The 12,767-nt window shown below is 66.1% G+C and carries 8 protein-coding genes; 1 reads left to right on the top strand and 7 read right to left on the bottom strand.

Annotated elements, in window-relative coordinates; all coding sequences use genetic code 11:
* Positions 1-212 precede the first annotated feature (212 nt).
* Positions 213-1,466, top strand: a complete 1,254-nt coding sequence (locus QMZ25_RS08125; protein WP_283219425.1) for a M12 family metallo-peptidase — start codon at positions 213-215, stop codon at positions 1,464-1,466.
* Positions 1,467-1,520: 54 nt separating this feature from the next.
* Here QMZ25_RS08125 and lpxH read toward each other — a convergent pair whose 3' ends face one another.
* The 7 genes from lpxH to phoR form a co-directional block, all read right to left on the bottom strand.
* The gene (lpxH, locus tag QMZ25_RS08120; RefSeq protein WP_197572237.1) at positions 1,521-2,261 is read right to left on the bottom strand and encodes a UDP-2,3-diacylglucosamine diphosphatase; all 741 of its coding nucleotides are present in this window, start codon (positions 2,259-2,261) and stop codon (positions 1,521-1,523) included.
* Between the two features lie 58 nt (positions 2,262-2,319).
* Complete coding sequence (locus tag QMZ25_RS08115; RefSeq protein WP_053519442.1) at positions 2,320-2,859, bottom strand: phosphatase PAP2 family protein; 540 nt, start codon at positions 2,857-2,859, stop codon at positions 2,320-2,322.
* A complete protein-coding gene (locus QMZ25_RS08110; protein WP_065182471.1) occupies positions 2,840-3,985 on the bottom strand; it encodes a glycosyltransferase family 1 protein in 1,146 nt (381 codons plus the stop codon). The genes QMZ25_RS08115 and QMZ25_RS08110 overlap by 20 nt, the downstream gene beginning before the upstream one ends.
* A 166-nt stretch (positions 3,986-4,151) precedes the next feature.
* Positions 4,152-7,082 (bottom strand): TonB-dependent receptor, encoded by a 2,931-nt coding sequence (locus QMZ25_RS08105; protein WP_053519440.1) that lies wholly within the window; start codon positions 7,080-7,082, stop codon positions 4,152-4,154.
* A gap of 294 nt (positions 7,083-7,376) precedes the next feature.
* Positions 7,377-8,903, bottom strand: coding sequence for an exopolyphosphatase (gene ppx / locus QMZ25_RS08100; RefSeq protein WP_053519439.1), 1,527 nt, complete (start codon positions 8,901-8,903; stop codon positions 7,377-7,379).
* 364 nt (positions 8,904-9,267) lie between these two features.
* On the bottom strand, positions 9,268-11,355 hold the full coding sequence (gene ppk1, locus QMZ25_RS08095) for a polyphosphate kinase 1 (RefSeq protein WP_053519438.1): 2,088 nt from the start codon (positions 11,353-11,355) through the stop codon (positions 9,268-9,270).
* A 4-nt stretch (positions 11,356-11,359) separates the two neighbouring features.
* Complete coding sequence (gene phoR / locus QMZ25_RS08090; RefSeq protein WP_053519437.1) at positions 11,360-12,688, bottom strand: phosphate regulon sensor histidine kinase PhoR; 1,329 nt, start codon at positions 12,686-12,688, stop codon at positions 11,360-11,362.
* Between the last annotated feature and the right edge of the window lie 79 nt (positions 12,689-12,767).

The raw sequence follows: 12,767 nt of genomic DNA, 5'->3' as shown, positions 1-12,767 counted from the left end.
CGTGGCTACGTCACGGTAGCGCGAAAGCGGTGTGTTGGCGAAGTGTAGCGACGCTGTTGACCTGACTGAACGCAGATGCGGTCGATCACAGATCCAGATTCTCATTCCCACCGCCTATTGAATTCACACGACCTGCGCAGGCCAGATGGCCGGACCCGACACAACGGGTCGTGCTGCATCACTGCTGTTCACTTCATTCAAGGAGCGACGAAATGATGTCCAGATCGATTGGCAAGACGGCGGGTGGCCTGTTGCTGGGAATGTCGGTGGTTGCGGCCGCCGGTGCTGCACCGTTGTTCGAGCCGGTGACGGTACTCAGTCGTGCATCGGCAAGCAGTGAACCTGCGCTGGGCCGGTTGCTGGCGACGCCGTCCACGGCCGCCGTGCAGGAGGTGCGGGTCGATACCGCTGCCACCGCGCAGCCGCAGCTGGAGTTCGAGCTGCTTGGCCAGCGGGTGCAGGCGGTACGCAGCAAGGTCGAAACGCTGCCCGACGGCGGCTCTGTCTGGTACGGCCAGCTCCGCTCCGCGTCGGGCAGGCTGCAGGCGGCCACCTCCAATGGACAGGATGACCCTGGCAATTCGGTGATCCTGGTCCGCTCCGGCGACACGCTGACCGGCTCGATCCGCAAGGACGGCAAACTCTACCGGTTGCGTCCGCTCGGCAACCGCCACGTCCTGGTGGAAGTGGATGAATCGCGGATGCCGGCCGACCACCCGGCCGACTACAACCAGTTGCCGAAGATTCCGCTGCCGGCCGATGACCGCATCGGCATTGCCCAGGCGTCTTCGGGAACGCCGGCGACCATCCGCGTACTGGTGGTGGCCACCAATGCCGCCGTCGCCGCCTATGGCGGCAACATGCAGTCGCTGGTGCAGCTGGCGGTCGCCGAGTCGAACCAGGGCTACACCAACAGCAATGTCGGCCTGACGCTGCAGCTGGCCCGCTACGAGACCACCAGTTACAGCGAATCCGGCGACTTCAATACCGATCTGGCACGTTTCCGCGGCACCAGCGACGGCTACATGGACAGCATCCACAGCAGCCGCAATACCTACACGGCCGATGTCGGCGTGCTGCTGATCAACAACGCGTCGTACTGCGGCCTGGCCTCGGGCATCGGCTCAAGCGCATCCACCGCATTCGCGGCGGTGTACTGGGATTGCGCGACCGGCTACTACTCGTTCGCCCACGAGATCGGCCACCTGCAGAGCGCGCGGCACGATCTCGCCAACGATCCGAGCACGTCGCCGTACGCCTATGGCCATGGCTATCGCTATGAGCCGTCCAGCGGTACCGGCTGGCGCACCATCATGGCGTACAACTGCACCCGCAGCTGCCCGCGCCTGAATTACTGGTCCAATCCGAACATCAGCTACAACGGCATCCCGATGGGCACTGCCAGCACCGCCGACAACCAGCGCGTGCTGGTCAATACCAAGCACACCATCGCCGGCTTCCGGTAACCGGTACTCGGGGCGCACGACCCGGGGTCGTGCGCTGCCGTGGATGGACGGGCCTCAGGTCAGCGAATCCAGCGTCCAGCCCTGTGGGGTCACGCGCAGTACCGAGCCCTGCTCGTACCAGTCACCCAGAACGATGCGGGTGCAGCTGCGTCCGCCGGCCTGCAGCGCATGGATTGCAGGGCGGTGGGTGTGGCCGTGGATCATGGTGTCCACGCCGTGACGGATGAAGGTGGCCTCCACTTCGGCCGGGGCCACGTCGGTCACTGTCTCGAACTGCACGCGGTCGCCCTGTTTCATTTCCGACTGCCGTGCCTGGCTCGCTTCACGGGCCTTCTGTGCGAAGGCAATGCGTGCGGCCAGCGGTTGCGAGAGGAACTGCGCCTGGAATGCCGGATCGCGCGTCTGCGCGCGGAACTGCTGGTAGGGAATGTCGTCGGTGCACAGCAGATCGCCGTGCTGCAGCAGCACCGCACGGCCGTACAGCTCGATCACGCACGGGTCGGGCAGGATGCGCAGACCGGCACGGCGTGCGTAGTCTTCGCCAAGCAGGAAATCGCGGTTGCCGCGGATGAAGTACACCGGCACGCCGCTGTCGGCGAGCGTCCTCAACGCGTCCGCCACCGCATCGGCGGCGGGTGAGGGCGTGTCGTCGCCGATCCAGGCCTCGAACAGATCGCCCAGGATGTACAGCGCGTCCGCGCCGGGCGCCTGTTCGCGCAGGAAACGCAGGAACAGGTCGGTGATTTCCGGACGGCTCGGGTCCAGATGCAGGTCGGAAATGAACAGCGTGGTCATGCCTGCATTCTAGGTCATCGCGGATGCCGGTAGCGCCGGGTCATGGCCGGCGGGCGCATCACACCGGCAGAGGCAGCCAGGCCAGGCTGGCCGACGCCAGCAGTGCGGCGATGCCGGTGGCGGCCAGCACATCGCTGGGGTAATGCAGGCCCAGCACGACCCGCGACAGGCCTACGCCGAGGGTGAACGGCACCAGCAGCGGCGCCAGCCAGGGGTAATAGGCCAACGCCACGATGGTGAACGACACCGCGTGCAGGGTATGCCCGGACGGGAAACTGAACTCGTCCAGCGGGGCCACCCAGGCCCGGATGCGCAGATCCGCGGCATACGGGCGGGGGCGCCGGGTCCAGCGCTTGAGGCCCTTGTACAGCAGCAGCGCGGCCAGGCCGGTGGCGGCCATGTGCACCGATGCGCGCAGCCCGTCGAAGCCATCGATCGCCACCAGTACACCCATCAGCACGTACCAGAACACGCCGTCGCCGAGCCGGCTGATGATCGAGAACAGACGGCGCACGCGGCGGCGCCGGCAATAGTGGTTCGCCCGCCGGCACAGGCGTGTTTCGCTGCCGCGCAGCAGTTCAAGCGGCGTGGTGCGCATGGCCAGTCCTCCGGGTGTTCGCCAGCTCGGCCAGCAGCGCATCGAACTCGGCCACCACCTGCTGCGGATGCAGCCGCTTCATCGCCCGTGCGGCCTGGCTGCCCAGTTCGCGGCGCAGCGTGTCATCGCTGGCCAGCTGCACGGCCGCTTCGACGAATTGCTCGTCGTTGTCCACGGCGGCACCGTTCTCGCCGTTGCGCAGGTACTCACGCGCCGCGCCGTAATCGAAGGCCACCGTGGCCAGGCCGCTGGCCATGCTTTCCAGGGTCACGTTGCCGAAGGTCTCGCTGCGGCTGGGGAACAGGAACAGATCGCCGCTGGCGAAATGGCGGGCCAGCGCTTCGCCGCGCTGGATGCCGCAGAAGATGAAGTCGGGGTTCTCATGCGCCAGCTTCTCCCGTGCGGGCCCGTCGCCGACCCAGACGAAGCGTGCCTTCGGCCGTATCTGCTGCAGGCGGCGGAACGCCTTCACGGCCAGTCCGAGGTTCTTCTCGGCGGCGATGCGGCCAACGTAGATCGCTGCCAGGCCGTTGCCGTCGATGCCCCATTCCTCGCGCAGGGTGGGGTCACGCCGGCCCGGGTCGAACTGCTGGCTGTCGACCGCGCGGGCCAGCAGCCGGACGCGCTCGAAGCCCTGTTCGGCAAGGAACTGTTGGAGCTCGCGGGTGGGCACGAGGGTGGCGTCGGCCTGGTTGTGGAAGCGGCGCATCCAGCGCATCGCAGCGGCCTGCAGCCAGGCGACCCCGTAGTCGGGCAGATACTCGTCGAAGCGGGTGTGAAAGCCACTGGCTACCGGGATGCCGAGGCGCCGCGCGGTACGCAGCGCCGACCAGCCCAGCGGGCCTTCGGTAGCGACATAGATCGCATCCGGGCGCTGCTGCTGCCAGTGGCGACCGAGCCGGATCGGGGCCGGCAGGCCGAACCGCAACCCGGGATAGCGGGGCAGGGCGGCGCCGGGCACCAGCAGGGTACCGGGAGCGGAATCCAGCGCTTCACTGGCCTGGCGTGGCCGGATCAGGTCGATCTCGTGCCCGGCCGTCCGCAGGCCCTGTTCCAGTCCCTGCACGGTCAGTGCGACGCCGTTGACTTCCGGCGGATACGTCTCGGTGACGATGGCATAGCGCATGGCGGGCCTCCGGTTTCCCGGCATGCTCGGGCCTGGCGATGTAGCCGACATGACGGCTTGGCGACACAGGCATGACAGACGCGCAGGAGTGCCGGCGGCGGGGCCGGGGCCAGAAAAAACCACGGCCCCGAAGGGCCGTGGTCGTGGAGCATCGCAGTGCGATCGATCAGAAGCGCTGCTGGTACTTCATGTAGATGAAACGACCGATGTCGTAGCCGCCGTAGTACGAGAACGCGGAGTTCGGCTTGCTGTACATGATCGGGCCGGACTTCTCGAACACGTTGTTGGCGCCGACGGCGACGGTCGCATCCCACGGCAGGTTGTAGCGGAACTGCACGTCGTGGAAGGTCACCGAACCACGCTCGTTGTAGTTGCGCGAGCCCTTGTACCACGGTGCATACACGCCCGGATCGGAGCACTCGTCCGGATACAGACCGATGTTGGAGCAGGTCTCCTTCACGCCCGAGTAGTAGCGCGCGGTCCAGGTCACCCCGAAGTCACCCAGATCGTAGCCCAGCGCCAGGTTGGAGCGGACGCGGAAGGCGCTGCCGATGCCGTTGGTGACGATCGGAACGATCGAGCTGTCGTTCGAGGTGCGGTAGGTCGCACTGGACACGTAGGTGGTGGCCGAATTCACGTTGAACTTGCCGAACCGGGTGTCCAGACGGTAGCTCACATCCAGGTCGTAACCTTCGGTTTCCATGAAGCCCGCATTGCGGTTGCCGAACTTCAGGTTGGTCACGATGCCCGTCACCGGGTCACGCTGGAAGCGCGTGCAGCGCGAATCGATGCCTGCTTCGTAGCAGTCCTGCAGGATCTGGGTCGGCGTATCGGCAATGATCGTGTTGTCGATGCGGATCTTCCACCAGTCCAGCGAGGCGTTGAAGCCCTGGATGAAGCTCGGGCTCCAGACCAGGCCCAGCGTCTTGCTGGTCGAGGTTTCCGGAGTCAGCAGCGGATTGGAGCCGGAGGTGAACGGCACCGGCGTGGCATCGGTGGAGGTGTTCACCGGAGTGCCGCCCTGGCGCAGCTGGCGGAAGGTATCGGCATTGGCGATGTCGCGGGCGCAACGCGAACGGACTTCGGCGCTGGAGGCCGAGGAACCGAAGCGGGTGTCGCACGGATCGCTGAACTGCGCGAAGGTCTCGGAGCCACCACCGAACAGATCGTTGATGGTCGGGGCGCGGAAGCCCTCCGCCCAGGTGCCACGCACCATCAGCGAGTCGATCGGCTTCCACTTGAAGCCGAACTTGCTGTTGAGGGTGTTGCCGAAGGTGTTGTAGTCCGAGAAACGGGTAGCACCGTTGAAGCTCAGTTCCTTCGCGCCCGGCAGATCGGCCAGCACCGGAACGTTCACTTCCAGGTAGGCTTCATTGACGGTGTAGTCGCCACCGGTCGGGCCAGCCGCGAGGTTGGTGGTGGCGCCGGTCTGGGCCAGGGCATCCGGGGTGTACTTGCCTTCTTCCTTGCGGCTTTCCACGCCGAAGGCGAAGCCGAGGTCACCGGCCGGCAGGGTCACGATGCTGCCCGCGATGCTGGCGAAGAAGTTCTTGGAGGTGGTGCGGCCCTTGGTGATCTCATCCGGGAACAGCCACGCCTGCAGTTCTTCGTTGCCATAGATGCCATCGGCAGCGGTGGTGCCGTACGGAACCAGCGGGTTCCACGGCTTGCAGACGTCGTAGGAGATCGGAGCAGCGGCCGTGCCGCACTGCACCTTGCCGGTGGCGGCGTTGAAGAAGGACGGACCTACGCCGGCCGCGACGCGACCCTTGTGCAGGTTGCCGGTCGCCACCGATTCCAGCTCGTTGCGGTTGTACTGGTAGCCCACTTCCCAGTCGAAGTAACGCTCGCCGATGTCGAACGAGCCGTCGAACGACGCCACCGCGCGGTAGGTCTTCAGCTCGCTGGTGGTCACGCGCGGCACTTCCCAGGTGCGGCGGTTCCAGGCCACCGCAGTCGGGGTGGCGAAGCCGTGCTGGTTGCCGAACGGGTTGAAGTAGCTGTCGATCGACATGGAGCCGACACCGGCGGTGCTCGACTGCAGCGGATAGCCCGCGATCTGGCGGGTGGACTCGCGCTGGTTGTAGCCCAGCTCGGTGCGGAAGTTGACGTTGTCGGTGATCTTGAACCGGCCGTCGAAGTAGATCGAGTCGCGCTTGACCGGGTACATCACGTGCATCTGGTCGTTGGCGTTGCTCACGTCACCGGTGAAGGGCGTGGTGCTGGTGAGGTGGTAATTGGCCGGATTGGTCGGGTCCGTGCCACGGTTGAGCGAGTAGCCACAGCCTGCCGGAGGCGTCGCATTGCAGCCGGGACCGCGCACGCCGGTGAACTGGCCGTACTGGCTGATGGTGGTCCAGTTGCTGCTGTCGTTCGGGTGGCGATCGGTCATGCCGTACTGGCTGAAGCCGCGGTCACGTGCCCACACGCCCTTCTCTTCTGCATGCTCGGCCGACAGGGTCAGCGAGATGCGGTCGTTGTTCCAGCCGGCGACCACGTCGAAGCGGTCGCGCGCGCCGTCGCCCTCGCTGTACTGGCCGTGGTAGACGTTGGCGGTCACGCCGGTGACGTTGGAGCGGGTGATGATGTTGACCACGCCAGCCATGGCATCCGAACCATAGATCGCAGAAGCGCCGTCCTTCAGCACCTCGATGCGCTCCACTGCCGACACCGGCAGGGAGGAAACGTCCTGGTAGCCGGACGTGCTGATGCCCAGGCGCTTGCCGTTGACCAGCACCAGCGTGCGCTGCGTGCCCAGGTTGCGCATGTCGATGTAGGTGCCGCCCGCGTTCTCGCCTGCGGTCAGCGCGTTGGCGCGGCTGATTGCCGGGCTGCCCATCGCGGTGACGTTCTGCAGGATGTCGGCAACCGAGCTGAAGCCCTGGCGCTCGATATCGTTGCGGCTGATCGCGAACACCGGCTGGGCGGTTTCCACGTCGACCTGACGGATACGCGAACCGGTGATCTCGATACGGTCCAGATTGGTCGGCGAAGCAGTGCTTTCGCTCTGGGCGAACGCGGGCAGTGCCGCCAGCGTTGCAGTGGTAGCCAGGGCATAGCGGATCGCCTGCCCCAGGGCGGTGGTGCGTGAAGTCATACGAGCTCTCTCTCTCTCAGGTCGTGCAACGGACGCCAAAAAGGGCGTCGAAGAAGCCGGAAGGTCGTGCGACCGGACCAGCAACCCGATAGTAGTCTCGTTGGTTAATGCTGTGTAAAGAGGGCGTGTCGAACAAATTAACGCTTTGTCACAAATCTTCACAAAAAATGAACAAAAGCAATCGCTTACGATGCCGTCGCGGATGGACCCCCAACGACGGGCTGACGCGATGCAGCAGGAAAAGCCGCCAGATTGCGCAAAGTGTCACCGAATGTAACGCCGAGGCGCGCGTATTCAGGCAACGAAGGGACGGAACTGGATGCCGAGGCCGGCGATGCCGTCGGTCTCGCCGATCAGGTCGGCGCGCAGCAGCGGCCGGGCGTCGATGAACGCCTGCGGCACGATCAGCGACAACCGGTTGTCATCGGCGGTCAGTTCCAGCGGCGGCAGCGGAGCGTCCTCATGGGCACGGTTGAGCAGCACCGCCAGGCGCAGCAGCGCGGCCAGCCGCCGCGCGGTCAGCAGCAGGCGCTCGGGCAGGGCATCGAACGCGGTCTTGCCCACGCTGCGGCGATGGCTGCGGACCAGGGCCGCCAGCATCTGCTGCTCCTGCCGCGAGAAGCCGGCGATGTCCGAGTGTTCCAGCACGTAGCTGCCATGCACGTGATAGCCGCTGTGGGCGATCATCAGCCCCAGCTCATGCAGGCGTGCCGCCCAGCCGAGCATGCGGGCATCGTCAGCGTCGAGCTTCCAGCGTTCCTGCACCTGCTCCAGCAGCGACAGGGCGGTGTCCTGCACGCGGTCGGCCTGGACGGTGTCGATGCCGTAACGGTGGGTGAGCGCAGCGACCGATTCGTCGCGCAGGTCGTTCTCGCCGGCACGGCCGACAATGTCGTAAAGGATGCCTTCGCGCATCGCGGCCTTGCTGACCAGCAGCTTCTGCAGGCCCAATGCCTGGAAGGCCGCCTCCAGCACCAGGATGCCGCCCGCGATGATCGGGCGGCGATCGCTGGACAGGCCCGGCAGCACGATGTCGTCGATCTTCTTGGCCTTGAGCAGCTCGTCGCGCAGCTGTGGCAGGGCTTCGGCGGTGATCGCCCCCTTGCTCAGCTTCATCGTCGCGCAGATCTCGCTGATCGCCTTGTGGGTGCCCGAAGAACCCAGTGCCTCCTGCCAGCCCAGCGCACGGTACTTGCTGGCGAAGGGCTGGAACTCGCGACCGATCTCGGCCAGTGCATCCTTCCAGCGCTTCTTGCTGAGCTTGCCGCCCGGAAAGAAGCGGCGGGTGCTGGCAATGCAGCCGGCCTGCAGGCTCTCGCGCTCGAGGGTCTGCATGCCCATGCCGATGATGAACTCGGTCGAGCCACCGCCGATGTCGATCACCAGCCGGCGCTCGCCCGGTTTGGGCGGCTGGGCATGGGCGACGCCCAGGTAGATCAGGCGCGCCTCCTCGCGGCCGCTCACCACTTCAATGGCATGTCCCAGCGCGGTTTCGGCGGGAACCAGGAACGACTGCGGTGAACGCAGCTGGCGCACGGTATTGGTGGCCAGTGCACGCACGCGGTGCGACGGGACATTGCGGATGCGCTGGCCGAAGCGGGCCAAGCATTCCAGTGCGCGTTGCCGTGCCGCAGCCGACAGGCCCCCCTTGCCATCCAGACCGTCGGCCATGCGCACGGTTTCGCGCAGGCGGTCGATCACCCGCAGCTGGCCGAGCGTGTAGCGCGCGATGACCATGTGGAAACTGTTGGAGCCAAGGTCGATGGCGGCCAGCAGGTCGCCATCCTGCAATGCGGGCGGAGTCGTGGTGGTATGCGGCATGGGCGAATGTTAGCCGAAGGCCGGGGCGCGGCGTCACCGCATGGCCTTCACATTTTGTCGGGGGGCGTTCGGTAGTGCCGGCCGCTGGCCGGCAAGGTCAACGTCAACGTCAACGTCAAAATCGGGTTATCTGAGGGATGGCGGGGTGGGTCCAGTTGAGGGGGACGCCGTAAACCCATCCCTGGGGGCTTGGTCGCGGCATCCATGCCGCTCACACCCCCTCAACCGGACCCACCCCGCCTTCGACAGTTGGCCGCGGCCTGCCGGAACGACACGGGGTCGGATCCCGTTGCTGCGCAACGGGCTCTGACCCCGGTGTTCTACATTGGACGCATTGCGCCGACCAAGGCCGGCACCTACCGGGTCAGAGACCCTGCATCAATGCCATCTGCGCCGAATGCGGGGCCTCGTCGTGGGCCGGGGCACGCTTGTGATAGATGCCATCGGCATCCAGTTCCCAGGCGTTGAGGTTGTCGTCCAGATAGTTCTGCAGGACTTCGCGGTAGACCCGCTTGGCCAGCGTCGGATCCAGGATCGGGAAGCAGGTCTCGACCCGCCGCAGCAGGTTGCGCTCCAGCCAGTCGGCGCTCGCGCAGTACAGTTCGGGCGCACCATCGTTGCCGAACCAGTAGACCCGGCTGTGTTCCAGGAAGCGGCCGACGATGGAGCGGACGCGGATGTTGTCGGACACGCCCGGGACACCGGGACGCAGGGTGCAGGCGCCACGGATGATCAGGTCGATCTGCACTCCGGCCTGCGAGGCGGCGTACAGCGCGCGGATTACCTGGGCCTCGTTGAGGGCGTTCATCTTGGCGATGATGCGTGCCGGGCGGCCGGCGGCCGCGATGCGCGTCTCGCGCTCGATCCGCGCCAGGATGCCGGTATGCAGGGTGAAGGGCGACTGCAGCAGGCGCTTGAGCTTCATCTTCGAGGCCAGCCCGGACAGCTGCTGGAACAGCAGGTGCACATCATTGCCGATGTCCGCATCGGCGGTGATCAGGCTGATGTCGGTGTACGCGCGCGCCGTACCGCTGTGGTAGTTGCCGGTGCCCAGGTGCACGTAACGGCGCAGCTTGCGGCCTTCGCGACGCACGATCAGCAGCATCTTGGCATGGGTCTTGTAGCCGACCACGCCATACACCACCTGTACGCCGGCTTCCTGCAGGCGATCGGCCAGCCCGAGGTTGGCCTCTTCATCGAAGCGTGCGCGCAGCTCGACCACCACGGTCACATCCTTGCCGGCACGTGCAGCCTGGATCAGCGCATCGACGATCAGCGAATCCTTGCCCGTGCGGTACAGGGTCTGCTTGATCGCCAGCACGTTCGGATCCAGCGCCGCCTGGCGGATCAGGTCGAGTACGGCGGCGAACGCATCGAAGGGATGGTGCAGCAGCAGGTCCTGGCGCGCCACGGTCTCGAAGATGCCATCGGTGTCGCGCAGCGTGCGCGGCGTCATCGGCGGATATTTCAGGTCCGGCTGCGCGATGAGGTCGTACAGCTGGATGATGCGGTTGAGGTTGACCGGGCCGTCGATGCGATACACCGCGTTCTCGGTCAGGCCGAAGTTCTGCAGCAGGGTACGCACGATCTCGCGCGGCATGTCATGGGCGATTTCCAGCCGCACCGCCGGTCGGTAGCCGCGATCGACCAGTTCATCGCGCAGTGCCAGCGCCAGGTTCTCCACTTCCTCCTCGTCCACCACCAGCTCGGAATTGCGGGTCACGCGGAACTGGTAGGCGCCCTGGACCTCCATGCCCGGGAACAGTTCATCCACGAAGGTGGACAGCACCGAGGACAGGAACACGAAGTTCTGCGAGCCACCGAGTTTTTCCGGCAGCTGGATGATGCGCGGCAGCGAGCGCGGTGCGCGCACGATGGCCAGGTGGCCGGCGCGGCCGAATGCATCGGTGCCCTTCAGCACGACGACGATGTTCAGCGACTTGTTGAGGATCTTCGGGAACGGATGCACCGGATCCAGGCCCAGCGGCGACAGCACCGGCATGATCTCGTTGCGGAAGTAGGCCCGCAGCCAGCGCTTCTGCCGATGGTTCCACGAATGGCGGCCGAGCACGCCGATGCCGGCATCCATCAGGGCCGGGCGCAGTGTCTCGTTCCAGCAGCGGTACTGCTGGTCCACCAGTTCGGCGGCGCGTTCATGGATGGCGTTGAGGATGGCCTGCGGGCTCATCCCGTCCGGAGCCGGCGGCAGGCCGTATTCCTGTGCGTGGCGGACAGCGGCGGCCCGGATCTCGAAGAACTCGTCGAGGTTGGTGCAGGAGATGCACATGAAGCGCAGGCGCTCCAGCAGGGGCACCTGCGGGTCCATGGCCTGGGCCAGCACGCGGAAGTTGAAATCCAGCTGCGACAGTTCGCGGTTGATGTACAGCGCCGGATCGCGCAGCGGATCGTTGTCCGGGCTCACGGGGAGAGGGAGGGATCCGAGGCTGCTCATGGCTTCATTCTTCGACGGAGGTCAGGGGGGCGGACTCGCGCGGGCGCACGTGGTCGGCATCGAAATGACAGGAGAACACCGATCCTTTGCCGACCTCGCTTTCGATCTCCAGCCGCGCATGGTGCAGGCCGAGGATGTGCTTGACGATGGACAGGCCGAGGCCGGTGCCGCCGCTCTCGCGCGAGCGGCTGCTGGAAACGCGGTAGAAGCGCTCGGTCAGCCGCGGTAGGTGGGTTGCCGGGATGCCATAGCCGGTATCGCGCACGGCCAGCACCGCGCCGTCGCCTTCGCGACGGAACTCGACGGTGATGCGGCCGTCGGCCGGCGTGTAGCGCACTGCATTGGTGACCAGATTGGAGAAGGCGCTGTGCAGCTCCTTGGTCGAGCCCTGCAGGTCGACGCCGGCAAGGTCCTCGATGCTGATCTGGTGGCGACCCTGGCTGTGGGCCTCGGCTTCGCGACGCAGCGTGGCCAGCATCGGCTGCATGGCCACGACTTCCTCTTCGGTGTGTTCCTGCGACTCCAGCCGCGACAGGGTCAGCAGGTCTTCCACCAGCTGGGCCATGCGCTGGCTCTGCTTGCGCATCTCTTCAAGCATCGGGCCGGTGCCGGGGAAATCCTCCGGATCCATCATGTCCAGATAGCCATGCACCACGGTGAGCGGGGTGCGCAGCTCATGTGAAACATTGGCGACGAAATCGCGGCGGACCTGCTCCAGGCGCAGCAGCTTGCTGACATCACGGGCGATCAGCAGCCAGTAGTCCGACGAATACGGAATCAGACGGAGGTTGAGGCGGATCGCTGGATCGACCGGCGAGGGCACGTCCAGGATCGGCTCGGCGTTGCGACCGCCGGCCAGCCAGTGGGCCAGCGGCATCGGCTGCAACCGCTCGACAAGGGCCTCGCCCAGGTCGCCCGGATGGTGCAGGCCAAGCAGGGCCGTGGCCGCTTCGTTGAACCACTGCACGCGCTGGCTGTTGCGGTCGAGCACCACCACTGCGTCGGGCAGCGCGGCGGCCGCGGCGCGGTAGCTGCGCAGCATGTCCAGCAGGCGCCGCTTGCGTACGCGCATTTCGACCTGGTTGCGGTACAGCAGGCGATCCAGTTCATTCCACACGCCCGTGCCTTCGGCGGTATCCCAGCGCTGGCGCGCGGTCAGCCGGCGCAGCACGCTGCGCAAGCGCCAGTAATGCCAGGCCAGCGTCGCCAGCGCGCCCAGTGCGACGCACAACCACAGATGGCCCGTGAACCATCCCACCAGTCCGGCGAACAGCAGTACCGCGGCGACGGTAGCCAGCGTCTTCAACCAGGCAGAGCGGATGTGGCGGGGCATTGCGGTCTCGTCGATGAGGTGCGGTGGTTCACTGGAATGAACCAAGGGTTATAGCAGAGTTGCCGGCCTCGGCCCCCGC

Origin of the sequence: Stenotrophomonas sp. RS-48 (assembly GCF_030053245.1) — a bacterium.
GTDB lineage: Bacteria > Pseudomonadota > Gammaproteobacteria > Xanthomonadales > Xanthomonadaceae > Stenotrophomonas > Stenotrophomonas maltophilia_P.
The sequence above is the reverse complement of the archived record's forward strand: the minus strand, read 5'-3'. Positions and strand labels throughout refer to the sequence as shown.

Coding starts and splice junctions, on each gene's coding strand:
- QMZ25_RS08125 (WP_283219425.1), top strand. CDS start 213: ATGATGTCCAGATCGATTGGCAAGACGGCGGGTGGCCTGTTGCTGGGA.
- lpxH (WP_197572237.1), bottom strand. CDS start 2,261: ATGACCACGCTGTTCATTTCCGACCTGCATCTGGACCCGAGCCGTCCG.
- QMZ25_RS08115 (WP_053519442.1), bottom strand. CDS start 2,859: ATGCGCACCACGCCGCTTGAACTGCTGCGCGGCAGCGAAACACGCCTG.
- QMZ25_RS08110 (WP_065182471.1), bottom strand. CDS start 3,985: ATGCGCTATGCCATCGTCACCGAGACGTATCCGCCGGAAGTCAACGGC.
- QMZ25_RS08105 (WP_053519440.1), bottom strand. CDS start 7,082: ATGACTTCACGCACCACCGCCCTGGGGCAGGCGATCCGCTATGCCCTG.
- ppx (WP_053519439.1), bottom strand. CDS start 8,903: ATGCCGCATACCACCACGACTCCGCCCGCATTGCAGGATGGCGACCTG.
- ppk1 (WP_053519438.1), bottom strand. CDS start 11,355: ATGAGCAGCCTCGGATCCCTCCCTCTCCCCGTGAGCCCGGACAACGAT.
- phoR (WP_053519437.1), bottom strand. CDS start 12,688: ATGCCCCGCCACATCCGCTCTGCCTGGTTGAAGACGCTGGCTACCGTC.